This window comes from Rhizobium sp. ZW T2_16 (assembly GCF_044987325.1).
Classification (GTDB): Bacteria; Pseudomonadota; Alphaproteobacteria; order Rhizobiales; family Rhizobiaceae; genus Neorhizobium; species Neorhizobium cellulosilyticum.
Genome location: NZ_JBJDRG010000032.1, coordinates 1 through 21,153, shown reverse-complemented (window position 1 = coordinate 21,153; position 21,153 = coordinate 1). Strand labels below are relative to the sequence as shown.

The 21,153-nt window shown below is 56.3% G+C and carries 30 protein-coding genes and 3 pseudogenes; 20 read left to right on the top strand and 13 right to left on the bottom strand.

Annotated elements, in window-relative coordinates:
• Positions 1-38: 38 nt before the first annotated feature.
• The 3 genes and pseudogenes from ACI3K0_RS28920 (at position 39) to ACI3K0_RS28910 (ending at position 2,809) form a co-directional block, all read left to right on the top strand.
• Positions 39-873 (top strand): annotated as a pseudogene (locus ACI3K0_RS28920) (aldo/keto reductase).
• A 291-nt stretch (positions 874-1,164) separates the two neighbouring features.
• Complete coding sequence (locus ACI3K0_RS28915; RefSeq protein ID WP_183688308.1) at positions 1,165-1,506, top strand: helix-turn-helix transcriptional regulator; 342 nt, start codon at positions 1,165-1,167, stop codon at positions 1,504-1,506.
• On the top strand, positions 1,496-2,809 hold the full coding sequence (locus ACI3K0_RS28910) for a type II toxin-antitoxin system HipA family toxin (RefSeq protein WP_404946834.1): 1,314 nt from the start codon (positions 1,496-1,498) through the stop codon (positions 2,807-2,809). Before ACI3K0_RS28915 ends, ACI3K0_RS28910 begins: the two co-directional genes overlap by 11 nt.
• A 233-nt stretch (positions 2,810-3,042) precedes the next feature.
• Here the strand turns inward: ACI3K0_RS28910 and ACI3K0_RS28905 are convergent, their stop codons facing one another.
• From ACI3K0_RS28905 to ACI3K0_RS28880, 6 genes are all read right to left on the bottom strand, one after another.
• Entirely contained in the window at positions 3,043-3,546 is a 504-nt protein-coding gene (locus ACI3K0_RS28905; RefSeq protein WP_183687617.1) for a GNAT family N-acetyltransferase, read from the bottom strand.
• 371 nt (positions 3,547-3,917) lie between these two features.
• Positions 3,918-4,088 carry a hypothetical protein gene (locus ACI3K0_RS28900; RefSeq protein WP_404946833.1) on the bottom strand — a complete coding sequence of 57 codons (171 nt, stop codon included), beginning with the start codon at positions 4,086-4,088 and terminating at the stop codon, positions 3,918-3,920.
• A 201-nt stretch (positions 4,089-4,289) separates the two neighbouring features.
• Positions 4,290-4,604, bottom strand: coding sequence for a hypothetical protein (locus ACI3K0_RS28895; protein ID WP_206829164.1), 315 nt, complete (start codon positions 4,602-4,604; stop codon positions 4,290-4,292).
• Positions 4,605-4,645: 41 nt separating this feature from the next.
• Positions 4,646-4,882 carry a hypothetical protein gene (locus ACI3K0_RS28890; RefSeq protein ID WP_404946832.1) on the bottom strand — a complete coding sequence of 79 codons (237 nt, stop codon included), beginning with the start codon at positions 4,880-4,882 and terminating at the stop codon, positions 4,646-4,648.
• 89 nt (positions 4,883-4,971) lie between these two features.
• Positions 4,972-5,616 carry an alpha/beta family hydrolase gene (locus ACI3K0_RS28885; protein WP_206829163.1) on the bottom strand — a complete coding sequence of 215 codons (645 nt, stop codon included), beginning with the start codon at positions 5,614-5,616 and terminating at the stop codon, positions 4,972-4,974.
• Positions 5,617-5,637: 21 nt separating this feature from the next.
• Positions 5,638-5,883 carry a hypothetical protein gene (locus ACI3K0_RS28880; protein ID WP_404946831.1) on the bottom strand — a complete coding sequence of 82 codons (246 nt, stop codon included), beginning with the start codon at positions 5,881-5,883 and terminating at the stop codon, positions 5,638-5,640.
• A 140-nt stretch (positions 5,884-6,023) separates the two neighbouring features.
• Between ACI3K0_RS28880 and ACI3K0_RS28875 the strand changes: the two genes are divergently transcribed.
• The 3 genes from ACI3K0_RS28875 to ACI3K0_RS28865 all read left to right on the top strand — a co-directional run bounded on the left by ACI3K0_RS28875 (position 6,024) and on the right by ACI3K0_RS28865 (position 7,501).
• A complete protein-coding gene (locus ACI3K0_RS28875; protein WP_353654284.1) occupies positions 6,024-6,149 on the top strand; it encodes a hypothetical protein in 126 nt (41 codons plus the stop codon).
• Positions 6,150-6,294: 145 nt separating this feature from the next.
• The gene (locus ACI3K0_RS28870; RefSeq protein ID WP_404946841.1) at positions 6,295-7,131 is read left to right on the top strand and encodes a dioxygenase; all 837 of its coding nucleotides are present in this window, start codon (positions 6,295-6,297) and stop codon (positions 7,129-7,131) included.
• A 184-nt stretch (positions 7,132-7,315) separates the two neighbouring features.
• Positions 7,316-7,501: a hypothetical protein gene (locus ACI3K0_RS28865; RefSeq protein ID WP_206829159.1), complete on the top strand. Its 186-nt coding sequence runs from the start codon at positions 7,316-7,318 to the stop codon at positions 7,499-7,501.
• 476 nt (positions 7,502-7,977) lie between these two features.
• Here the strand turns inward: ACI3K0_RS28865 and ACI3K0_RS28860 are convergent, their stop codons facing one another.
• Positions 7,978-8,469, bottom strand: a complete 492-nt coding sequence (locus ACI3K0_RS28860; protein WP_404946830.1) for a type II toxin-antitoxin system YhaV family toxin — start codon at positions 8,467-8,469, stop codon at positions 7,978-7,980.
• 1 nt (position 8,470) lies between these two features.
• Positions 8,471-8,806, bottom strand: a complete 336-nt coding sequence (locus tag ACI3K0_RS28855; protein WP_183687605.1) for a type II toxin-antitoxin system PrlF family antitoxin — start codon at positions 8,804-8,806, stop codon at positions 8,471-8,473.
• 244 nt (positions 8,807-9,050) lie between these two features.
• Between ACI3K0_RS28855 and ACI3K0_RS28850 the strand changes: the two genes are divergently transcribed.
• From ACI3K0_RS28850 to ACI3K0_RS28810, 9 genes are all read left to right on the top strand, one after another.
• The gene (locus ACI3K0_RS28850; protein WP_404946829.1) at positions 9,051-9,743 is read left to right on the top strand and encodes an extracellular solute-binding protein; all 693 of its coding nucleotides are present in this window, start codon (positions 9,051-9,053) and stop codon (positions 9,741-9,743) included.
• A complete protein-coding gene (locus tag ACI3K0_RS28845) occupies positions 9,740-10,270 on the top strand; it encodes an extracellular solute-binding protein (RefSeq protein ID WP_404946828.1) in 531 nt (176 codons plus the stop codon). The genes ACI3K0_RS28850 and ACI3K0_RS28845 overlap by 4 nt, the downstream gene beginning before the upstream one ends.
• A 58-nt stretch (positions 10,271-10,328) precedes the next feature.
• Positions 10,329-11,198, top strand: coding sequence for a carbohydrate ABC transporter permease (locus ACI3K0_RS28840; RefSeq protein ID WP_404946840.1), 870 nt, complete (start codon positions 10,329-10,331; stop codon positions 11,196-11,198).
• A complete protein-coding gene (locus ACI3K0_RS28835; RefSeq protein WP_206829153.1) occupies positions 11,188-11,997 on the top strand; it encodes a carbohydrate ABC transporter permease in 810 nt (269 codons plus the stop codon). Before ACI3K0_RS28840 ends, ACI3K0_RS28835 begins: the two co-directional genes overlap by 11 nt.
• Before the next feature lie 16 nt (positions 11,998-12,013).
• Positions 12,014-12,763: a glycerophosphodiester phosphodiesterase family protein gene (locus ACI3K0_RS28830; protein ID WP_206829152.1), complete on the top strand. Its 750-nt coding sequence runs from the start codon at positions 12,014-12,016 to the stop codon at positions 12,761-12,763.
• Positions 12,760-13,803 carry an ABC transporter ATP-binding protein gene (locus ACI3K0_RS28825; protein WP_404946827.1) on the top strand — a complete coding sequence of 348 codons (1,044 nt, stop codon included), beginning with the start codon at positions 12,760-12,762 and terminating at the stop codon, positions 13,801-13,803. The genes ACI3K0_RS28830 and ACI3K0_RS28825 overlap by 4 nt, the downstream gene beginning before the upstream one ends.
• A gap of 24 nt (positions 13,804-13,827) precedes the next feature.
• Positions 13,828-14,706, top strand: a complete 879-nt coding sequence (locus ACI3K0_RS28820) for a MurR/RpiR family transcriptional regulator (protein ID WP_404946826.1) — start codon at positions 13,828-13,830, stop codon at positions 14,704-14,706.
• Between the two features lie 217 nt (positions 14,707-14,923).
• Positions 14,924-15,208 carry a hypothetical protein gene (locus ACI3K0_RS28815; protein WP_183687599.1) on the top strand — a complete coding sequence of 95 codons (285 nt, stop codon included), beginning with the start codon at positions 14,924-14,926 and terminating at the stop codon, positions 15,206-15,208.
• 37 nt (positions 15,209-15,245) lie between these two features.
• Positions 15,246-15,425 (top strand): hypothetical protein, encoded by a 180-nt coding sequence (locus ACI3K0_RS28810; protein ID WP_404946825.1) that lies wholly within the window; start codon positions 15,246-15,248, stop codon positions 15,423-15,425.
• Positions 15,426-15,745: 320 nt separating this feature from the next.
• Here the strand turns inward: ACI3K0_RS28810 and ACI3K0_RS28805 are convergent, their stop codons facing one another.
• The 3 genes from ACI3K0_RS28805 to ACI3K0_RS28795 all read right to left on the bottom strand — a co-directional run bounded on the left by ACI3K0_RS28805 (position 15,746) and on the right by ACI3K0_RS28795 (position 17,200).
• Complete coding sequence (locus ACI3K0_RS28805) at positions 15,746-16,129, bottom strand: hypothetical protein (RefSeq protein WP_404946824.1); 384 nt, start codon at positions 16,127-16,129, stop codon at positions 15,746-15,748.
• A gap of 360 nt (positions 16,130-16,489) precedes the next feature.
• Positions 16,490-16,732, bottom strand: coding sequence for a hypothetical protein (locus ACI3K0_RS28800; RefSeq protein ID WP_353654286.1), 243 nt, complete (start codon positions 16,730-16,732; stop codon positions 16,490-16,492).
• Positions 16,733-16,984: 252 nt separating this feature from the next.
• Entirely contained in the window at positions 16,985-17,200 is a 216-nt protein-coding gene (locus ACI3K0_RS28795) for a hypothetical protein (protein WP_183687593.1), read from the bottom strand.
• A gap of 145 nt (positions 17,201-17,345) precedes the next feature.
• Here ACI3K0_RS28795 and ACI3K0_RS28790 point away from each other — a divergent pair, with 145 nt between their 5' ends.
• The 5 genes and pseudogenes from ACI3K0_RS28790 to ACI3K0_RS28770 all read left to right on the top strand — a co-directional run bounded on the left by ACI3K0_RS28790 (position 17,346) and on the right by ACI3K0_RS28770 (position 19,298).
• Complete coding sequence (locus ACI3K0_RS28790) at positions 17,346-17,516, top strand: hypothetical protein (RefSeq protein ID WP_404946823.1); 171 nt, start codon at positions 17,346-17,348, stop codon at positions 17,514-17,516.
• Between the two features lie 49 nt (positions 17,517-17,565).
• Complete coding sequence (locus ACI3K0_RS28785) at positions 17,566-17,763, top strand: hypothetical protein (RefSeq protein ID WP_404946822.1); 198 nt, start codon at positions 17,566-17,568, stop codon at positions 17,761-17,763.
• A 98-nt stretch (positions 17,764-17,861) separates the two neighbouring features.
• Positions 17,862-18,116, top strand: coding sequence for a DUF982 domain-containing protein (locus ACI3K0_RS28780; RefSeq protein WP_183687587.1), 255 nt, complete (start codon positions 17,862-17,864; stop codon positions 18,114-18,116).
• 433 nt (positions 18,117-18,549) lie between these two features.
• A pseudogene (locus ACI3K0_RS28775) lies at positions 18,550-18,732 on the top strand (TetR/AcrR family transcriptional regulator); the annotation flags it as partial.
• Positions 18,733-18,947: 215 nt separating this feature from the next.
• Positions 18,948-19,298 carry a metalloregulator ArsR/SmtB family transcription factor gene (locus ACI3K0_RS28770; RefSeq protein WP_183687583.1) on the top strand — a complete coding sequence of 117 codons (351 nt, stop codon included), beginning with the start codon at positions 18,948-18,950 and terminating at the stop codon, positions 19,296-19,298.
• Here ACI3K0_RS28770 and ACI3K0_RS28765 read toward each other — a convergent pair.
• Both ACI3K0_RS28765 and ACI3K0_RS28760 read right to left on the bottom strand, forming a co-directional pair.
• A complete protein-coding gene (locus ACI3K0_RS28765; protein WP_404946821.1) occupies positions 19,295-19,744 on the bottom strand; it encodes a PAS domain-containing protein in 450 nt (149 codons plus the stop codon). The two genes, ACI3K0_RS28770 and ACI3K0_RS28765, sit on opposite strands and share 4 nt — an antisense overlap.
• 564 nt (positions 19,745-20,308) lie before the next feature.
• Positions 20,309-21,019, bottom strand: a pseudogene (locus ACI3K0_RS28760) (ABC transporter ATP-binding protein); the annotation flags it as partial.
• Positions 21,020-21,153 lie beyond the last annotated feature (134 nt).

Sequence of the window (21,153 nt, the reverse complement as noted above, 5' to 3'; positions counted from 1 at the left end):
CTGGGCCGGACGGAACCTCCTTGCCGAGTCAGGACGGCATTGAGCGAAAGCCGTTTGGTTTTACCTCACGCGAGGTACCGGTGATCGGCCAAGGCACCTGGTACATCGATGATGCGCACCGGCCGACTGCCATCGCCGCCCTCCGCCGCGGTCTGGATCTTGGCATGACCCATATTGACACCGCCGAGATGTATGGCGACGCCGAAGTCGTGGTAGGCGAAACGATCACCGGCCGGCGGGATGAGGTTTTCCTTGTCTCTAAAGTCGTGCCGAGCAACGCCTCGCGCGCCGGCACGGTAGCAGCCTGCGAGCGGTCGCTCACGCGCCTTCGCACCGATCGGGTCGACTGTTATCTCCTGCACTGGCGCGGCCCACATCCGCTTGAGGAGACGTTCGCCGCGAGCATCTTTGCGAGCAGGGCAAGATCCTATCGTGGGGGTGAGCAATTTCGACGTGTCCGACCTTGAGGACGCCTGGAAAGCAGGTGGTCAGGGTCTGATCGCTTGCAACCAGGTCCTCTATAGTCTGGAGGAGCGAGCGATCGAGCACGCCGTGCTGCCCTGGTGTGAGGCGCATGGCGTAGCCACAGCTGCCTATAGCCCATTCGGCCACGGGAGCTTCCCGGACGCGCGATCACCGCGCGGCTGCGTGCTGGCGGAGATTGCCGCAAACCACCGGGCCACGGCGCGACAGGTGGCGCTTAGATACTTCGTACGGCACCGATCCTTATTCGCTATCCCAAAAGCTTCCACTCCCCAACATGCGAGTGAGAATGCGGGTGTTGGCTCGCTACCGCTGACCGATGACGAACTCAATCGGATCGATTTGGCCTTCCCGCTCGGCCTAAAACCGAAGAGGCTGCCGATGCTGTAAGCCAGAGGTGTTGTCGCTTTCATCAGCGGGATACTACTGTTTTAAATGTTAAATTAGAAAACGTAGCAGGTCGGAGGTTCACATCCCGTCAAGGCGTGAGGGGGTTGGCTGGATCTCGCGAGCAATCCGCCACGACGACGCCCTAGCATCTTTGATGGAAGTGTTGTTCGATGCATGGCGCATATAGCGGGAATATGTTTGATGCATCTTTGATTAGTGAACATTGCGAAAGTGTTTGTATTAGCTCGATGCATAGCGCATATTGCCACTATATGATTGATGGATCGACCAATGCCGGCCACGAAGAAACAGAGCTATGCTCGATATACGATTGCTGCGGTTAGCGTGCTGGGAAGTATGATCCAGCTCGAACGTAAATCTCGCACGATGACGGCGCAGGAGCTTGCCGGCCGGCTCGGCATAACACGCGGAACTCTTCAGCGGCTTGAACAAGGAGATCCCAAGGTGGAACTGGGCCTTGCCTTTGAGGCATGTACCGTTCTCGGCATTCGCCTTTTCGACGACGATCTTGCTGGTATGACGTTCAGAAACGAAGACCTTCAAAAACGCCTCACGCTTCTACCCAAGTATGCGCGTCCACGAAAACAGACAGCGGTCGACAATGACTTCTAAAAAGCCGCAGCCAACAGAAGCGTTCGTATGGGTGTGGCGATCAGAAAGCCCCGATCCAGTGGTCGCCGGTCGCCTTGCAGTGATGAATGGCGAAATCAGCTTCGTTTATGGTCGATCTTATCTCGAAAACCCGAGCTCGGTTGCCCTTTATCTCCCGGAGTTACCGCTCGAAACGGGCGAGATCAGACCTCTCCATGGTCTTTCAATGGCCAGCTCCATTCGCGACGCTTCGCCCGATGCATGGGGACGTCGTGTTATTCTTAATCGCGCGTTCGGCGTGAAAGGCGGCGAGTTGAATGGACTGGATCTTGATGAACTGACATTTTTACTTGAGTCAGGCTCAGACCGAATTGGGGCGCTCGACTTCCAAGCATCGGCGACACACTATATTGGCCGGGGGACCGGCCACGCCACTCTTGATCAACTTCTGACCGCTGCAGAGCGAGTTGAGAAAAATCTTCCTCTCAGCCCCGAACTTGATCAAGCTCTCCATCACGGCAGTTCGATCGGTGGGGCGAGGCCAAAAGCCCTAATCGACGATGGTGCACGTAAATTCATTGCAAAATTCTCGAGCAGTTCCGACACTTATAGCGTGGTGAAGGGCGAATACATCGCGATGCGCCTAGCAGCTCTTTCGGGACTTAACGTGGCGCCGGTAGAAATCGTTCGCGCGTCCGGGAAAGACGTGTTGCTTGTTCAGCGCTTTGACCGAGTCCACGCGGGCAACGCTTGGTATCGCCGGTCGATGGTATCTGCCTTGACCATGCTTGAGCTCGATGAAATGCACGCGCGATATGCAAGCTATCAGGACTTGGCGGAAACGATACGCATTCGCTTTACAGCTGTTCCTGAAACATTGAGAGAGCTGTTTTCGCGTCTATGCTTCAATATTCTCGTTGGCAACACAGACGATCATGCCAGAAATCACGCTGCTTTTTGGGATAACTCGTCGCTGACGCTCACACCGGCCTACGATGTTTGTCCGCAACCGCGGGCAGGAGGGGAAGTTGGCCAAGCGATGCTGATCGTTGATCAGGACAGAAGCAGCAAGATCGTAACCTGTCTCAACGCAGCGCCGCACTTCCATTTGAGCCCGGCTCAGGCGATTGAGATCGTCAGCCATCAACTGCGGACTATCGCAAATAATTGGCGGGCATTGTGCGCTGAGGCAAAGCTGGGCGAAGTGGATCGAGCGCTTTTTTGGGGACGACAGTTCCTGAACCCCTATGCGTTCTATGGCCTTGACGGTGAAGCGAGCGAATTGGTGACACTGGCAGACACGATACGGGCTGAGCAAGCATAAGCGGCCATCCCTCCGAAGCTGCGCGCTCAATACAATTAGGCGGTCGATACTTCTGCTAGATCTTCGGAAGCGACAGCAAGACGGCGATAGCAATTTCGAGGCGATTCTGACGGGCTTCATGCGAAGGCTTTGCAATTGTGACGTTATCGAACTCAATCAACCACTTGGCTGACCGAGGACACGTGTCGTCAGTTCGAATCCTTTCACGACGGCCAAGTGCTAGAAGGTACTCCTCATGAAGGATCTCGTAAGAGGATAACGGCGTCCCCCCTGTCTCGCGTTATCCGTTCAATTTCCTGATACCCCATGCGCTGGGCAAGGCGCATCGATGGGATATTTCCGACCGCTATCAGACAAGCCGTGTGCTGCTTTCGTCTTTGGTCGAACCATCTCTGGGCCGCGCTCGCAGCTTCCAAAGCGTAGCCACGTCCATGAAACTCTGCTCTCAGTGTCCAAGAGATTTCGATGTTGGTCTGCGCGAGGCTCCCCAGATCGCGTTCGAACATGCCAAATCCCACCTTGCCGACATAAACGCCGCTATCCCGCTCGATCACGGAGAACAGGCCAAATTGCATCAATTGCCAGTGGCCGACATCACGCAACAGCCTGGCCCAAACGTCGCCTCGGCTGAGTTTGCCAATATGACGCGACACTGGCTCCTGCGAGAACATGTCAAATGTCGGCTGATAGTCATCTAGCGTTGGCAAGCGGAGGATAAGGCGGTCAGTATCTATCACGCGTCGCTCTGGTTGGGCTTGTTTCGATAGACCGATCCTAATAAGTCTCCGCTATCGAAAGTCTTATAAACAGTCAGCTAATGGGACTGGCTTGTACCAAAAACACTGATGCAATAGCAACCGACCCTTGCAATGCCAGTGCAAAATTCGCCGAGCTATCGTTTCAATTGATTCCGCATTTTTCGCCAGTGAATGAGGTAACCGAAGCCTGGTCCGATCAGCATGCCACCAATTATCCAATGAACGAGCGTTAACGGCTTCTCGTCGGGATTATGGTCGGTAATGTAGAGACAGAGAAAAAAGGCGGCCACACCAAGGACGAGCAGAAATAACGGAAAGAGTAGGCTTTTACGAAAACTCTGCATCGAACTTCATGTCCCAAAAAAAAGCGCGGTCGGCGTGATGTTATCCCATATCGAGCGATAAACAAGCTGCGGCACATCTTGCAGTAGCACGCGTCTGCTTTTCGCTAGGCGGCGCCACTGTCTGTGTTGCAACACGTTCGGTTTCTGCGAGTTTTGCTGGTCTTCAGCCAGAGCCATCCTCTCTTCCTCCTGGTTCCGTATCAGGTGGATCTAGATTAGCATCTGGTTCGCCAACCCGAGGAAGCCACATGTGCGGACGTTGGCAATTCGCGCGATCTCTGACAACCGAAAAGTTAACGCGAAATGCCCGGTTTAGGCCGTTGTCAGTTGAAGCCTGGAGTGACACCGCTGCACTCAACAACGACGCTCCCCACTTCTTCAGCAATCAGAGGCGCCCGAAGAAGACGGCCTGTCTTCACCAACATCATCAACAACGTCTTGATCGGTCTCCGCAGCGGGTAAAAAGCTGTTGCTGATCTCCTGGACGGAAGCTGCTGGCTCCCTCTTCCGCTGTGCCCGATGCAGTACAAGTTTGTCATATCGCGACCTAAGACTGGAGATATCGAATTCGCCACGAATCCATAGCTCCACCCAAGCAAGGAACTCGGGATCACCGTCAATCGGTGTTCCTCTGGCCTCCGCTTTGGTGCGGACCTGGTCGAAGATCTTCCGCCTCTTATCGCTGTCGATCATCAAAGCTGAATCTCCCAATGTCATGTTCACCGTTAATGCGGTTAAAGGAAAACACCGATGCCTTCCGTGTTGATGACATAGATGAATTCCTCCCAAGCCTCTTGGGCAGACGCAAATGAATCGGTCCAATCCGTGACCTGCTCTTCCAGGCTGGCGACCTCCATTTGCCAGTGGTCACTGCCGGTACGGCGAAAGATCTCGACAATGACGGTGATGCCGCTTTCCGTGTACCGGCCAGAAAGTTGTGAACGTTCAAACGGCGAAGGGTCTTGCGTCATGAGCTCGCGCTAAGTGATTGATCGGAGGCTAATATTGCGATTGTTCCGCTTGGCCGCAAGTGGACTCCGGTTGATCGCCGAGAAGAGTCTTATCCCTGCGAAAGCGCCTCTGCCCACGTCGCGATATCTTGGGCCGCGGTTGTAATATGATCTTTGACTGTCAAACCCGAAATCGCTTTGCGTGGTTTGAAATCGTGGTCTCCGTCGTCCAGCCAATTTAGCCGGATGGCGTTACTCAGTTGATAGCCTGCAACTTCCGCTTTCGATCCGAATGGATCCCGCGTTCCCTGGCAGATGAGAGTAGGCGTCGAAAGCTCTGCGAGATGGGCCGTGCGCAGCTTTTCGGGCTTTCCGGTCGGATGAAACGGATAGCCTAGGCACAACAATCCAACGATCATTCCTTCTCTATAAAGCTCGTCTGCGATCATGCTCGCAACACGTCCGCCCATCGATTTCCCGCCTATGACGAGTGATCCCTGCTTGCCGAGTTGCGAGACGACCGCCTTGAATTCGTCTTGGAGAAGCTCTGCCCGTGGGGGCGGCCGACGTTTTGAAGAGGTTCGGCGCGATGCCATGTAATCGAACTCGAACCGAATGATCTTCAATCCATGATCGGACAGCGCCTGTGTGATGGCGTCCATCCACTGCGTGTCCATCGCACCGCCGGCACCATGAGCCAGGAGGATTGTGGTCTTTGCTTTATCCGGACCTGCAACCAGAAATCGATGCGTCATGGCAAGCCTACCGATTTTTCTTCATGGGGCCTCATCGGTCCGCCGCTGCATCTCGACGTTAGTCATCGCATGTTGCTGATCAATCAGATATCGCTCGACATCGCCGCCGCATGCTTCCTTGATCTCAGCAATTGTAAAGCCCTCGGACTGGCCGCTCTCGACCAAGACCTTTGCCTGATCGCGAAACTCCGCCTTGTTCTCATAAAACCCAGGTGAATTGATGATCTCCTGGATGCGATCATCCAACCAGTCGTTGATTTCGGCCATCCCAATACTCCTTACATCGATTGGGATCTGGCGCGGGTGAGCGTCATGGCAAGCGGGCAGACGCTTTAATCTGGTGGGAGACCGACCCTTTAATAGTGATCGGGTGGAAGCACTGGCGATTGGAGGCAGGGAAAGCAAGTGTGACATTGGTCACCGTCATCGCTGATCAGCCTTTCGCAGCCCATCGCGGCCATCCTCCGCAATCGAGCGAAGGTAATCCCCGCGCCATGCTTGCGAACAAGGATCTTTCGCTCGAGTTCGTCTGAGCGCTTACACAAGCGGCATTCCACGGCGATGACAGGCATTTTTACCTGTCGAAGCGTTGTGGTCATATCAAGGATGTGGGGCGCATCTCGTTTAGTGGGCAACGCCGCCGCCTATAATGGCCCCTGCCTGACCGCCAAAATTTTCTTGCACCCGGAAATCTCTCCCTTTGCCTTTCCAGCGGGCCTGAGAGGGGAGGGCAAGGATATCGACCCGCGTTTACGGGAAGTCATGGCTTGTCTCGTCAAGCACCTGCACGCCTCTGCCAAGGAGATCAATCTGACACAGGGCGAGTGGGAATATGGTATCTATTTCCTGACGCGCACGGGCCAGATCTGCAGCGGCGAGCGACAGGAGTTCCTTCTGCTCTCCGACACGCTCGGCCTTTCGATGCTCGTCAATGCGATCAATAATCACCGTCCGCCCGGCGCGACCGAGAACACCGTCTTCGGCCCCTTCCATGTCGCAGGCGCCCCGGTGCGGCAGATGGGTGACATCATCAGCCTCGACGACAACGGAGAAAGCTGCTTCTATGAGGGCACGGTGCTCGACCTTGACGGCAATCCGGTCGAAGGCGCCAGAATCGACGTCTGGTCCGATAATGCCGACGGTTTCTATGAGGTGCAGCAGCCGGACATCCAGCCGAAATGGAACAATCACGGCATCTTCGTCACCGGCGTCGTCGGGCGCTACAACTTCATCGGCATCAAGCCGGTTTCTTATCCGATCCCCGGCGACGGGCCTGTCGGGTACATGCTCGGCCATCTCGGGCGGCATGCTTACCGGCCGGCGCATATGCATTACCTAGTCACCGCACCGGGCTTCCAGAAACTCGTCACCCTCATCTTCGTAGGCGATGACGCCTATCTGGAATCCGACACGGTGTTCGGCGTCAAGAAGACGCTGGTCGCGCCCTTCGAGCGCCTCGTCGATGGTCCCACGCTCTGGCACTCGACTTTCGACTTCGTGCTCGCTCCGCTTTGAAAGGCCGCATGGCAAACAGTTTCAACCAAGGATGTGAATCATGCCCAACGTAAAGATCTACTTTGACCATACAATCTGAAACGACCGTTCCGATGCGATCAGGGAGACGCTCCTGCCCATTCGCGACCTGCTGTGCGCGGATCTGCAGGTCGACGTTTCGGACTGCCAACTGGCGATCCTGCCGGTGTACGGCCTGCCCGACCAGCCGGCCATCAATCTGGAAGTCATCATCCTGCCGAAGCCGGAACGGACGCGCGAGGTCATCGCCGTCGGGACCCGGTTAAAGGCCACCCTGGCGGAAGCCTCCGGCGGGCGGGTCGCGGTGCGAGCCGCCGCCCTCGATCCGCAGACCTATGTGGCCTTGAAGTAGGCAGGGCGGATCAGCGCCCCCCGAGAACACCCGTCAGACGCTTCGTGGCCGGTATTCGACCACGCCCGCAGTAAGATCGGAATAGCCCGGACGCATAATCGGGAGCGCGGTAGCCATCCCGCGCATCAGAGCTTAATCACCGACGTCACTGAGTTCCGCCTCTACCCATACGCGATCATCGTCATGACCAGCCATTCGTTTGGACGGTCGGTTCCTCGTGCCCAAAGCATTGACAACGGACATCAGAGCGGCGGTTCCTCCGTAATCGACGACGAAGACACGACCGCTTCCCGTCTGGGCGATCCCCGGACCTGGCGTGCGCAACGCCTCGCCAGTCTCTATGCGTGGACCGCCACCACCCAGGATCGTGATGTCACCGCCGAAAGGTTGGACTTTCCGTCCGCTTCAACGGGCGGCAGGACCAGTGCCGGGAAACTCGGATCATCTGCTTGGCGAGGTACGTTCAACAGCGTCTGTTATTGATTCGAGGGTGAGGCTTTTTCCAACCGTGCGACGGCCTTGGGATCGGAAGCCTCCTTGTGAAGCGTGTCCCAATCGTCAGGCGGATTGCCGTCATCCAGCATCCCCTTGAAGACCTTATAAGAGTCCGTTTTGGAGCCGTAGGTCCGCAAGCTGTTTTCGTCGTTCACCCATGCGAAGATGATGACCTTGTTGGTGCTGCTGTAGCGGAAAAAGAGCCGGAAACGACCATTGCCGAACTTGGCGCGAAACCAGTGCTTGCGGTCATCGCCAAGAGTCGCGCCTTGTCGATAGATGGATGCTGTCGGGTCCGATGGCACATTGACGGTGACAAGCTGAACCAAGGACGCAAGCAACTTAGCGTCGGCGGATTTCTGATAATCGTCCGGTTTCTTCGCTTTGAGCGCGTCGCCCGCCTCGATCAGCTTTTCCCATTGATCGAGAAAGAGAGGGTGTGCGAGGACGGTCCAGCCATTGATCGTCGGCATATCAGATCGAAACGTCCCCCTCGATCTCGGCATCGAGATCGACCGTCATGCCCGCCGTCAGGGCAACAGCCCGGTCGAGCAAGGCTTGTGGGAACGGAAGAACTGATTTCTCGGGCTGCTTCGCCATGTCCCGTGCGAGAAATTCGAGAAAACGGTCGATCACGGGATCGGCGGTTTCTTCAATCTCGGCCTTCTGGACATAGACGCGGTGGTGCTCATCAATGAGAAAAGCAATGCGTCCACCATAGTCAACGCCCAGCGCCTGCCGAACGGACTTCGGCACGGTGGTCTGTCCCTTGGCGGTGATGGTGCTTTCTTCTTTCAGCAGGGCTCCCATGGCGGGCCTCCATAAATCGGTGTAGTAGAATGTAAGGAATATTCCTTATCATGTCAAGATTGGCCGTTGCCTTGGTCTGCCAGCCGTTTCTGCGCCTTTACTTCACGTGCTGGCCGACACCGTTCACCAGACGCGCCAAGGCGGAGAAAAACCCGTCATCAAAACGTCGCATGGCCTTCACGAAACTGTCTCCTGCAATTGCTAGATCGCCGTCATTGCAATTGTGTTTGCACAGGAGATACGGATGTCACAGAAATTGCAGACTACCATCGCGGCCAGCATGATTGCCCTGCTCGCCAACATGGGCGTGGCCGAAGCGGCGACGACGGTGAAATTCTGGCATAGCTTCAACAAGTCAAACGGCGAAGCGCTCGACAAGATTATCGCCGGCTTTGAAACCGCCAACCCCGGCATCGACATTGAGGCCGAATATGTCGGCAGCTATAATGACATCATCGCCAAGCTGCAGGCCGCCATCCCGGCGCGCCGCGCTCCCGATGCCGTAATCCTCGAAGTCACGCGTTACGGCCTGTTTGCCAACAACAAGCTGCTGACAGATCTGACGCCCTATTTCGATGCCGATCCGCTGAAGGCCGATCTGTACGATTATGCTCGCGAAGTCGGCGTTATCGACGGCAAGAATTATGTCGTGCCGTTCAATTCCTCGACGCCGGTCCTCTATTTCAACAAGGATATCTTCGCGCGCGCGGGCCTTTCCGCCGACACGCCGCTGAAGACGTTTGCCGACATCAGTGCTGCCGCCAAGACGATCAGCGAAAAGCTCAGTTCGGAAGGCATTTCCGGCATTGCTGCACCCGGCCAGTTCGCACGTTGGGGTCTTGTCATGGCCAATGACAGTGAAATGGTGGACCCGAAGACCGGCGAAATCCTTCTCGACAAGCCCAACACGATCGAGGCCTATCAGTGGATGGCGTGACTGAAGAAGACAATGGTCGTGACGCCTTCCTCGCCAAGAAGGTCGGCATCATGATGAATTCGACCGGCAATTATGTCGGCTCGAAAAAGGCACTCGGCGACAGTCTCGCCGTCCGTCCGATGCCGTGCAACAAGGCTTGCTCGGTTCCGATCGGCGGCGCCGGCATCGGCATCATGTCGACTTCTGAAAAGGACGTGCAGGACGCAGCCTACAAGTTCATCAGCTATGCCGCATCGCCTGAGGCCAATGCAACGTGGTTTGCCGGCACCGGTTACCTGCCGATCAACAAGAAGAGCGCAGATCTCCCTGTCGCCAAGGAAGCGCTTGCAACCCAGCCGGGCATCGATGTCGCAATCGAATCCCTGCCGGTTGCCCATGGTCGTGCGCGCACCACCGTTGTCACCTGGATGCGCACCACCGAATACAAGATGTGGGAAGCCATGGCGCTCGGTCAGCGCAATGTCGAAGAGACGATGAAGGACTTTGCAGTGCAGACCCGCGCTGAAGAAAAACGCGTCGGCCACTGATCCTCTCTGAAAAGGGCACCGGCAGACGCTTCTGGCGACTGTCGGTGCAATGATGACCATGCTTCGTAAACTCACGCCCTATCTTTTCGTGGCACCGCTGATGATCTTCATCGCGCTGTTCACCTACATCCCCATTCTCGCCAGCATCAATCTGAGCTTTCGCGAATGGAATTTTCTAACACCCGACATGCCCTTCGTCGGTTTTCGCAATTACGAGCAGTTGCTTGCCTCCCGAGACCTGTGGAATTCCCTCTGGGTGACGACACTCTTCGCCGTCCTCTCGGTGCCACTCCGGCTCGGCCTTGCGCTGGTGATTGCCAACTATCTCGTGCGGGAAAGCATGCATGTGCGGCTGCTGCGCGGCGCGTTGTTTCTGCCCTCGGTGACATCCACCGTCTCTATCGCGGTCGTGTTTTCGTGGGTTTTCTCAACGGACTACGGCATGGTCAACGCGTTGCTCGGCACGTTCGGCCTGGGCAAGGTTCAGTGGCTGCAAAATCCGCATCTGGCCCTCTGGGTGCTGATCTTCGTCAACACATGGAAACAGATCGGCTATGACATCGTCATCTATATTGCCGGCCTGCAGGCAATTCCACGCGAGCTTTATGACGCGGCAGCCGTCGATGGCGGCAAGCGTCTGCATGTGTTTCGCCGCATTACCATGCCGCTGGTCATGCCGACCACCTATTTCCTTCTGGTAATCTCGGTGATCGAAGCCTTCCAGGTTTTCACGATCGTCAACGTCATGACGAAAGGTGGGCCGGCAGGGGCAACCGACATGCTCGTCAACCTTCTTTATGAGATCGGCTTCGTGCTTTTCGATATCGGCCGTGGATCGGCACTGGCGGTGCTGCTGTTCATCCTGCTGGTTGGCCTCGCCATACTGAAATCGCGCATCATCGGGCGGAAGGTGCATTATGAAACCTGAAAACCCCATTCTTGCCGGGCTGGCGCTGGTCGCCGGCCTGCTGTTCCTGTCGCCGGTGCTCTATTCGATCTGGATGTCTTTCCAGACTGTTGACGCCTACTATGCCGGTGAACTCGGCTTCACCCTCGACAATTACGCGCGGGCGGTCGGGCAATACAATTTCGCCCGCTATCTGCTGAACAGCCTGATCGTCTCGGGACTGGTGACGCTTATCGGCATCACCTTCGCCACCATGGCAGCCTACGCTTTTGCGCGGTATTCATTCCGGGGCGGCAATTTCCTGTTCGCGGCCACCGTCGCGACCTTGATGATCCCGAGCCATATCAGCCTCATTCCGAACTATCTGACACTGGCCAAGGTCGGGTTGCTGGACAGTTATGCCGGTCTCATCCTGCCGGCGATTTCCAACGGTTTTGCCGCCTTTTTCCTGCGCCAGTATATTCGCGGCATTCCAAAGGCGCTGGATGAGGCGGCCTATATGGACGGCGCCTCGTCGCTGCAGGTTTTGTGGCGCATCATCGTGCCTTTGTCGCGCCCGGCCATTGCCTCCATGGCGCTCTACATCTTCATCACGGAATGGAACAACTACATCTGGCCGCTGGTCGCCGTCGGCAAGCAGGACCTTTATACGCTGCAAATAGGTCTGGCCCGTCTGTACCGCATCAATCCCGGTGAAGGTCTGATCGACTGGCCGCTGGTCATGGCCGCATCGACCATCACCATTCTTCCCGTTCTCCTCGGTTTTCTTCTGGTGGAGCGCCATCTCGTGCGCGGCATCACCATGGGCGCCGTCAAGTAATCCAGGATATTTTGACATGACACGCATTGCATCCCATCGCGGGGGTACGCTGGAATTCGGCGACAGCACGCCTCACGGATTTGCCGCCACCGCCGCCATGGCGCTCGAAGAAGTTGAGTTCGATCTTCACCCAACGGCGGACGGCGCGATTGTCGTCCATCATGACGCCACGCTCGATGCGACGACGGATATGACAGGCGCCATCGCCAACATGACGCTGGCCGAGGTCAAGGCGGCGACGATCCGTTATGGTGCCGGCAGCCACCCGATGACGCTTGAGGAATTGTGTGCGCTTTATGCGGGCAGCCATGTGAATTTCCGCTGCGAGATCAAACCGGGCACGGACGGGCTTCCATATGAAGGTTTTGTTGCCCCCGTCATTGCGGAACTGAAGCGTCATTCGATGCTGGAGCGCACGACGTTTTCATCCTTCCTTGTCGCCTCCATGGACGAGATTGGCGAGGCGAGCAGCCGTCCCAGGCTCTGGCTTGTCAGTCCGTCGGTCCTGCGGCAACTGGGGCCGGACGCTGTCATCGAGGCGGCGATTGCCCACGGCATTCCTGAGATCGGTGTCCACATCGATACCGCCGATGAGGACCTGATGGCGAAGGTGCAGGCCGCCGGCCTCGATTTCGGCTGCTGGGCGGCCCACAGCCGAGCGCAGATCACCAAGGCGCTCGATCTGGGCGTGAAGGTTTTTACGACCGATCGCCCGACGCTTGCGATCGCCGTCCGTGCCGAGCATCGCGGGGAGGCCTCGGTATGAGCGGGATTTCTCTGCGTGATATTCGCAAGGCTTATGTCAACGGCCCCCAGGTTCTGCACGGCGTCTCACTCGATATTCAGCCGGGCGAATTCGTGGTGATCGTCGGCCCGTCCGGCTGCGGCAAGTCCACGCTGTTGCGCCTTATCGCCGGGCTCGATCGCTGCGAAGACGGCACGATCGAGATCGGTGGACGCCGTGCCAATGATCTGGCACCACAGGATCGCGACATCGCCATGATCTTTCAGAACTACGCACTTTATCCGCATATGACGGTGCGCGAAAATATTGCATTCGGTCTGGAACTGCGCGGCATGAAGAAAGCAGAGCGCAACGAACGGGCGCAGAGTGTCGCGAAAACTCTGCAACTCGAAAGCTATCTCGACCGCAAGCCGGCAGCCCTTTCCGGTGGTCAGCGTCAGCGTGTTGCTATGGGGCGGGCGATGGCCCGCAATGCCTCTATCTTCCTGATGGACGAGCCGCTTTCCAATCTCGACAATGCTCTTCGCATTACCATGCGCACCGAGATCAAGGAACTTCACCGGCAGCTCGGTGCAACCATGGTCTACGTCACCCACGACCAGACGGAGGCCCTGTCTCTGGCGGATCGTATCGCGATCATGAAGGATGGTCATCTTCTGCAGTTCGATCGCCCGGACGTGATCTACGACCGTCCAGCCAATCGTTTCGTGGCAAGTTTCCTCGGCAGCCCGCCGATGAATTTCGTCGCCGCCGACATGCTTCCCGATTGGAATGGGCCAACGGGCCTGACAGCCGGACTACGCCCAGAAATTCTTTCCGTGCATGGTGCAAAGCCGAGCAACACAGCGCTCCCCGCGCGTCTGCTACTGTCCGAGATGACCGGTGCCGACATGCTTCTCCATTGCGAAAGCCCGGCTGGACGCTTGACGGTGTCCGCGTCGCGTCATGACCTGCCGAAAAATACCGAACAATTCTGGATTGCTTTCGATCTTGACCGCGTGCTGTTTTTCGATAGCGAGAATGGCGACCGTGTTGATCTTCCGGTTGCAACGCAGTCGTAGCGATAGCCAAGCCTCGAGAATCCGATGGACAAGCAGGATACACCGCTCGCGCTAAGCGATCTCATCAGCCGTCACTCGACGCGATTGACCGATGCCGACACGCGCCTGCTTGATGTGTTGATACAGGACCCGATCCGCGCTGCGCTGGAAAACGGCAAGGATGTCTCTTCGCGGGCAGGGGTCCATCCGGCCTCGGCGGTCAGGCTTGCACGGCGCCTAGGCTTCAAGGGTTATCCGGAATTTCGTGGATTTCTGCAGTCCAGCCTAACTGAAGGCGGCGGCGACTTCGAAAGCCCTGCCGCACGCATGGCCGCACGCCTAGTGAAGGCCGAAAGCGATGGCTTGCTGGCATCGGTACTGGACAGCGAGATCGCAGCTCTGCAGCAGGCGCGCAACAGTGTCTCCGATGCGGATATTCGCGCATTCTCGACAAGCCTTCGCGACAGTCGTCGGATTTTCGTCTTCGGGCGAGGGCATTTTGCGGCACTGTCGTCTCTGATCGCCCTTCGCCTCAACCGATCCGGTTACGAAGCGGTGGATCTCAGCAGCCAGATGCACCAGCTGACCGAAATGCTGTCCACCTTGTCTGCGCAGGATGTCGTCTGGCTGCTCGCCTTCCGAAGAGCGCCGCCGCTCATGCAGGAAGTGCGCGATATCGCGGCGCAACGGGGAGCAAAAACACTTGCTGTGACGGATGTGGGAGGCACAAGGATTGATCCGGCACCCGACCATCAAATCCTGGTCTCTCGAGGTGATCCGGGTGAATCGCAATCGATCGTGGTGCCGATGACCATCGCAAATGCCGTTATTCTGGACCTCGCCTCGATAGATGACGGCCGTTCGATTAAATCGCTGAATGAGTTCAAGGCATTCAGGGCGTCGTCACGTCTGGCGGTTGGCTAAAAGGACATCTTCGACATTCCTTAATACCCATGCTGATGATCGGTCATGATAAAAATATCACTATTTCAGCTGTTTGGGGGCCGTCGAACATAGCGGCCGACGGTTCTGTTCTCATCAAGAGCTTAAGACGAGCAAGCTGCCCATCTTATCCGTGGATATGAATATGTTGTGGGTAGCCAAGATCTTTAGCGGCCGATCGTAGGAAATCCGCCTTCAGATGCGCTACGACGGCAAGCTTTACCTGATCCGCGACACCTTCAATGGTCTCCGCCTCCAGTGCCAGTATGGCGTGAAAGGCGAGGGCACGGCAGTTGACTGGAAGGATTGCCGACAGGGCGTAAACTTCTCTGAGATTGAGCCGTTCGCGGTTCTGCCGGTGGATGAAGCCAAGGTTCGCACCGACGCTCTGAAAACCCTGCACGATCTGATGACCGATGAGTATGTGCCTCACGCAATCCGTGCCGATATCGCGAAATACGTCATCGAGAGCCGTATCGGCTGATTATCGAGCCATAGCCTGAAACGAGAAAAGCGCGCCATTGAGCGGGTTTTTGTTTATCTGCTTTTCTTTGGGCTATGGTGGCGGAATGTTCGTAGATGGTGGATTCGTCAATGAAAATGAGAGCGGTCGCTTTTCTTCTAGCTTCGGCTACATCGGCATCGGCTGCGATGTCTCCGGGACCGCCGCCGTGGTCGTGCAATCCCATCGCGGCATGTAACGCAACTGATGTTTGCGTTTCACTGATGTCGTTCCCTTTGAGGTTCAGCCTTGCCCGTGTCGAAGGCGATCAGACGAAGTACGATCTTAGTGGAGTGGGTGGGGCAACAACTTCTGCACTTGAAATGCCGTCGTTGGCTGATGCGAAGCGATTTATCGAGACAGACGAAACCTACGACCGGATGCCGTACCTCTTAGTCCGGAACGAACTCGTCAGTGACAGCAACGGTTTCTGGCTACTTTCGTCATACACGCGAGCCGGGAAGCGCCATATGGGTGATGACAGGCTGCTGATTTCTTGTAATCGGATACGGCACTAGGTCACCTTGTGGTGATGCGCCTCACCGCATCGATCGACGCCGCGAAAGCATCGTTTGCACGCGCCTCAATCTCTGCCGCATCGCCGGTATCGGTCTCCAGGTCGAGCGTATTGATAGCATTCCAGCTTGCCGCCTGTTCCATCTCGGATTTCATGATGTCGCGGGATAGCTTAGCGTTGGCAGCAGCAAGGACTTGGGCATCGGAGATCATCTGCTGAATGGTCCGCTCGTTCAGCGACACCGCGTCTTCGAGCCGGATGTTGTTCGCCTTCAGCACGTCGATCGTGGCTGCATCCCGGCTGGACTGATACCCCCAGCACCCGCCCATGATGCCGATTACAGCAATGAAACCGACAAAAATATAGAGCGCGATGGATTGGAGCATGCCGGTATTTATCGGGCTAGGTGCGTTGATCGGCATTGGTACAAATGTGTTGTTGCAGCTAGATTTAGTGTTTCTTGCGGGATTTTGTCAGAATATATGGAATGTCAGCATTCTTCAGCAGTGAGGCTGGCATGGAACTCATCTGGAAAAAAGGCGTCGACGTGAAGATCGCAATAGCTCCGCGATCGGTGCTCATTGTGTCGGCGGTCGTATTTAGAAGCTACACGCCCGAACAACTCGCGTCGTTGTCCACTATTGTGCGTTCGGTTCTGTGGTAAGTCGAAGCGATTTAATATGCTTCGATGCGATCCGACACATCACCATGTCCGGCACAGATGGACGATCTCCCGATGGAACCGGTCAATGCCCGTGATCTGCGACTATCGCTTTGATGACCGGCGATGACGAGCAATAGTTTTGCCAGTCCGATTCCATGACGCGCTTACGTTTGCGGGAAGTGCCTTTCAGCGGTGGTAGTGTTTTGGTCGATGTGAACTGCTTCTTGCCAACGTACTTTTTGCCGTTGATCCGGTCGGTCAGCACATATACGAACCCGACGTGATTGCCGATGTGGGCGCTGGTGAACGGCTCACCGCGATAAATCCAAGTAATATGCGTCGTCCTCTAAAACGCATATTTATCCAGCCGCCATTATTTACGCTGATGAGTAAGCCTTAATGTATGTTCTGTGAATATTCGCTGTAGGTGCTGTGGATGTTCGCCTGTTGTTGGCGGCGGTTATCAGTATTTGCACTGTCGAATAAAAAAAGACGCGACGAATGGTCGGGCCTGATGGAGGTTCAAAGCACTTTCCACCTAGAGAACACTAAAAAGCGTGACTGCAGACAACCCGACCTACTGAACGAGGTGGTTATCTAGCGGCTTCATCATCGCCTTTAGTTCTGAAGAGCCGCGAAAACCGGCAAGCCAAAGATTGACGAGATCGCGTGCCAGTTCGTCCAAACTTGGATCAGGCGCAACGATGCCGCGATCCAAGCGAATTTCTTCCAGCACGGCTTTGAGTGTTGTGAGATCGGCTGGTTCCAGCGCTTCGAATGCCGTAAAGTACATCTGCGGTGCCTCATTTTCGCCATAACCTACCAGAGGTTTGGGGTAAGCGAAAAGATGCGAGAAGTTGCAATAGCTTACATGTGATTGCCTTAATCGATGTTGACTCCGTCGCGCTATAAGAACGTAACAGGAACATAATCCTATTTTGGAGGCTGTTACGTCTGCTGCTGTGAAGATCGAAAAAGCTGAAGCCGACATCGACAAGGCTCAGATGATCCTTGATGCGTTCGGCGGAAACGCATTGGCGGCACTTAGGTCAGTGGTTGCAGATGCTGAACATCTTGCGCTGAACTGGAAACGGCAAGCTTGTATCTGAGCCATGGTGCCGCTGGTGGCTGGACGCCATCGTTTGAGCGTGATCGGTGATGGAGGCGATCGAAGCTGTCCTTGAGCAGTTGCGGGCGCTTAACGCGAAGCCGGATACGCCGATCAGCATCTTCGACATCGGTATTCCGATGATCGGAGCAGGGTACAGCCAAGACCGGATTTTGAACGCGTTGTATTATTCTGAGAGCAAGAAGCAAATCGAATTGCTTCCGGGTAACCGGCTTAGGCTAATTTAGCTGTTATTCACTCATGTTTCTTGACAAGTCGCACTATTCGCCCAAATATTCGGCATCTGCTTAAAAATAAGAGCAAGACGGCAGTATAGGAGCAAATCATGGCTGTCGATATCCTCGCGAGCGCTCCATGGCGCGCGCCTGTACTCGTGCGAATTGGTCACGGCTCATCGGAGCCTGTCGAAAGTGCGTCTGACGCGATGCATTATCTGCAAAACCGGTGGCCTCATGAACGCGGTGATCACTATCGCCGCGCGATGAACGTCTGCAAAGAAGCAGCGCAAGGGTCTGTGCCGACTGAAGTTGCGCGGGAGGCGTTCATATCCGCAGCGATCGAAGCTTACGTTCTCGCTTGATTTACGGGGGAGTGCTCTCTGCCGCGCGGGGTGAGAGAGGTGCGCGGCAGAGAGGCACCGAACAGTCATTGCGTTAGAATGACTGTCGCTTTAGCGAACTGAGATTGTTGTTCGGGGTTCCGTTCGCTAAGCAACTTTTTTGGCTGATACCCCTGCCGCCGATGTAGAGGTCAGCGACAGGGAGTACCACAGCCCGACCACGGCAATGGAGCGGGCTATCTAAAGACAGGAACCCCCTGCCGGAGGGGGACAACGGCAAGGGGCCTTGGAGATCGGTAGGTAGCAATGATTACCGATGCATGCCTAACCGGGCGATCTCGACCGAGTTCCATCGGCAAAAGAAAACCCCACTGCAGAGCGCAGCGGGGTGCGGATAGCCAATCTGAGAGGGGACAAAACAGACCGGTAGCCAAAGAACAAAGCTTTCTTCGATGCGACAGAGCCTTTTGTGCTCCGTGATATTCGTGAAAACTACCAGACCACCCTGCTTTTGCTGTCTGACATGACCGACGCGACTGTCCGCTTAGCTTTGATGGTGCCTCAGTCAGAGAGCGGTCCAATCATAAAGGAGTTCAAGAGAGCCGTGCGCGCGCAGGCAGGGCAATTTCTAAAATAGCAGATACCGACACTTTCCATGCTTCCCAGAGGCCCGCCGGACGTCCGTCAGTCCGCATCTTCAGAAGTAAGGCTTGCGCGACCGGCGGGAGTGTCATTCCGGACCTCCGGTACGACTTCACTCTGGGCATCACCCGTGCGACCGGGTCATTAGAAGCACCGCGACAAATCTTCGCCAACTTCCTAGATTCAGTTGATGCGACCAGGAGAGAAAAAATGCTAAAAAATATCCCTCAAGAACATGAAGTGGCTAGGTCGGCAGAACTGCTGGGAGCAATGGCCAACGCGAAACGCCTCCTAATTCTCAGCGTTCTAACCCAACATGAGATATCAGTGTCGCTTCTTGCAATGAAAGTGGGGCTCAGCCAGTCAGCCCTATCGCAACATTTGGCTAAACTTCGCCATGCGGGCCTCGTGGTTGCGCGCCGTGATGCTCAGACAGTGTATTACTCCAGCAATTCCCAAGCCGTCGGAAAGCTCCTTGACGTGCTTGACCGGATCTACAATGAGGGCAGCGCCCAAGGCATTTCAGCCGAAGGGAGCGGGAATAAGATCGCGCAGCGTTAGCCATCTTCCGAAGTCGAGTGTGACCCTGGTCCAACCGATTTTAAAGCGGATAGCAGATAGCGGGCTGTGAGTTCATTTCCGCGCTGCTCCGCCAAGCTCAGCGCAGCCTGGCAAAGGGCGACGAGGGGATCATTTCCGAGGGCTTGACCAGAAGCCGGGGTATCGATGACTGCACCAGAATAAAATGACGCATCACCAGACTCATTCCGAAAGCACCTTCCAAACGATGTCAGGGTTCGCAGTTTTCCATCGGGTAGGAGGATCCGATAGCTTCCGCTGGATAATTCTCCTGTCAAGATAGCTTTTCGGACATTGCCAGCGATCCTGTGCCTGTCCTCTTCTATTATTTTGCCCAGGATCACTTCAACATCGACGCCCGCGCTGACCACTTCAGGTGCGATGCCGTAAAGTTTGGCGAATATGGCGTCACCGTAAAGTGCATTCATGGGAACGAGCCATGTGTAGAACCCTATAGATGGCGGCGCTGCTACGGGCATTCGATCCTCTTTTGGTGTTCGTATCGACCCACTACATAGGGCGAGTGCTGTCGATAAGAAGCATCCCTTTTGCGCCGCCAAGCTTCGAACCGCCTTTGAGGGCGCCTGCTTCGATGTTCATCGCGCAAAGGCGGGCGGCGACGCTGTTCCTCATGCAGGTCAGGGCGCGCACGCGTCACCTTTCTTTGCAATTGAGCGCTTTAGCTTCTGGTCGCGTGGAGGAGGATGGAGCGGATCATTAGTGCCACTCCCGTCGGCACGCTCCACAAGATCAATTTGGGGGATGTGGCGATGTCAAGCGCGGTGAACCGTGGGAAGGGCAGCTCCCTTGCGATAAGGATGTGCTTGTCGGTCACCGCGTAGGGGGTTCCACGGCGTAGCCACATTTCGGTGAATAACCGGCCGACCAAAGTGTAGAAGCCGACCAGCAGCGTCGCAGGTTCGCGTCCCCCAAGGCGCCGCCCGCCCTTTATGCTCCGGCGAAGAACGAGGGGGGGGCGGAACCGGTTGGCTTTACACTGCCAGGCCCTTTGTAAGCTCCAGGGCCTGACGCTCGAAAAGCCGGCGGTAGATACCGTTGCTGCGGCGGATGAGGGCGTGGTGGTCGCCTTCCTTGGCGATCGTTCCCTTGTCGAAGACGAGTAGGCGGTCAAGGGCACGCACTGTAGACAAACGGTGGGCGACCACGAGTGTCGTGCGGCCGTCCATCAGGCGCTCCATGGCCTGCTGTATCTGCATTTCGCTCTCGCTGTCGAGGCTGGAGGTCGCCTCGTCGAGGATCAGCACGGGCGCGTCCGCCAGAAACGCCCGGGCGATGGCGACACGCTGGCGCTCGCCACCCGACAGCTTCACACCACGCTCACCCACCATCGTCTCATAGCCATTCGGCAGGCTAATGATGAAGTCGTGGGCACTTGCCTGTCTCGCCGCGTTCTCAATCTCCCTCCTTGAAGACTCCGGCCGGCCATAGGCGATGTTTTCGGCCAGCGTGCGGTGGAACAGGATTGGTTCCTGCTGGACGATGGCGATTTGGCCGCGCAGGCTCGACTGCGTTACCTTTGCGATGTCCTGCCCGTCGATCCGGATTGAACCGGACTTGACGTCGTATAGGCGCGGGATGAGCTTGACTAAGGTCGTCTTGCCAGAACCCGAATGACCGACCAGCCCGACGCGCTCCCCCGGCTTGATGGCGACGCAGAGGTCGTCATAAAGCGGCGTCGGATGATCTTGCGCGTCATTCGGTTGTCGATGTTTTGGAAGACCGCAGCGTCGAGAGCGCAAGATCTTGGTTGCAAGAGCGTCCGACAATCAAGGTCGTGAGCCGAGATCGCTGTGGTTTGTATGCTCAGGCAGCGCGA

Excerpts from the sequence above, each read along its gene's own strand:
- ACI3K0_RS28825 (WP_404946827.1), top strand. The coding sequence starts at position 12,760 with ATGAGCGGGATTTCTCTGCGTGATATTCGCAAGGCTTATGTCAACGGC.
- ACI3K0_RS28765 (WP_404946821.1), bottom strand. The coding sequence starts at position 19,744 with ATGAATGCACTTTACGGTGACGCCATATTCGCCAAACTTTACGGCATC.
- ACI3K0_RS28835 (WP_206829153.1), top strand. The coding sequence starts at position 11,188 with ATGAAACCTGAAAACCCCATTCTTGCCGGGCTGGCGCTGGTCGCCGGC.
- ACI3K0_RS28795 (WP_183687593.1), bottom strand. The coding sequence starts at position 17,200 with ATGTACTTTACGGCATTCGAAGCGCTGGAACCAGCCGATCTCACAACA.
- ACI3K0_RS28785 (WP_404946822.1), top strand. The coding sequence starts at position 17,566 with ATGGAGGCGATCGAAGCTGTCCTTGAGCAGTTGCGGGCGCTTAACGCG.
- ACI3K0_RS28910 (WP_404946834.1), top strand. The coding sequence starts at position 1,496 with ATGACTTCTAAAAAGCCGCAGCCAACAGAAGCGTTCGTATGGGTGTGG.
- ACI3K0_RS28850 (WP_404946829.1), top strand. The coding sequence starts at position 9,051 with ATGTCACAGAAATTGCAGACTACCATCGCGGCCAGCATGATTGCCCTG.
- ACI3K0_RS28830 (WP_206829152.1), top strand. The coding sequence starts at position 12,014 with ATGACACGCATTGCATCCCATCGCGGGGGTACGCTGGAATTCGGCGAC.
- ACI3K0_RS28840 (WP_404946840.1), top strand. The coding sequence starts at position 10,329 with ATGCTTCGTAAACTCACGCCCTATCTTTTCGTGGCACCGCTGATGATC.
- ACI3K0_RS28890 (WP_404946832.1), bottom strand. The coding sequence starts at position 4,882 with ATGACGCAAGACCCTTCGCCGTTTGAACGTTCACAACTTTCTGGCCGG.
- ACI3K0_RS28780 (WP_183687587.1), top strand. The coding sequence starts at position 17,862 with ATGGCTGTCGATATCCTCGCGAGCGCTCCATGGCGCGCGCCTGTACTC.
- ACI3K0_RS28770 (WP_183687583.1), top strand. The coding sequence starts at position 18,948 with ATGCTAAAAAATATCCCTCAAGAACATGAAGTGGCTAGGTCGGCAGAA.
- ACI3K0_RS28880 (WP_404946831.1), bottom strand. The coding sequence starts at position 5,883 with ATGGCCGAAATCAACGACTGGTTGGATGATCGCATCCAGGAGATCATC.
- ACI3K0_RS28900 (WP_404946833.1), bottom strand. The coding sequence starts at position 4,088 with ATGGCTCTGGCTGAAGACCAGCAAAACTCGCAGAAACCGAACGTGTTG.
- ACI3K0_RS28860 (WP_404946830.1), bottom strand. The coding sequence starts at position 8,469 with ATGCCGACGATCAATGGCTGGACCGTCCTCGCACACCCTCTCTTTCTC.
- ACI3K0_RS28885 (WP_206829163.1), bottom strand. The coding sequence starts at position 5,616 with ATGACGCATCGATTTCTGGTTGCAGGTCCGGATAAAGCAAAGACCACA.
- ACI3K0_RS28915 (WP_183688308.1), top strand. The coding sequence starts at position 1,165 with ATGCCGGCCACGAAGAAACAGAGCTATGCTCGATATACGATTGCTGCG.
- ACI3K0_RS28895 (WP_206829164.1), bottom strand. The coding sequence starts at position 4,604 with ATGATCGACAGCGATAAGAGGCGGAAGATCTTCGACCAGGTCCGCACC.
- ACI3K0_RS28855 (WP_183687605.1), bottom strand. The coding sequence starts at position 8,806 with ATGGGAGCCCTGCTGAAAGAAGAAAGCACCATCACCGCCAAGGGACAG.
- ACI3K0_RS28815 (WP_183687599.1), top strand. The coding sequence starts at position 14,924 with ATGCGCTACGACGGCAAGCTTTACCTGATCCGCGACACCTTCAATGGT.
- ACI3K0_RS28805 (WP_404946824.1), bottom strand. The coding sequence starts at position 16,129 with ATGCTCCAATCCATCGCGCTCTATATTTTTGTCGGTTTCATTGCTGTA.
- ACI3K0_RS28820 (WP_404946826.1), top strand. The coding sequence starts at position 13,828 with ATGGACAAGCAGGATACACCGCTCGCGCTAAGCGATCTCATCAGCCGT.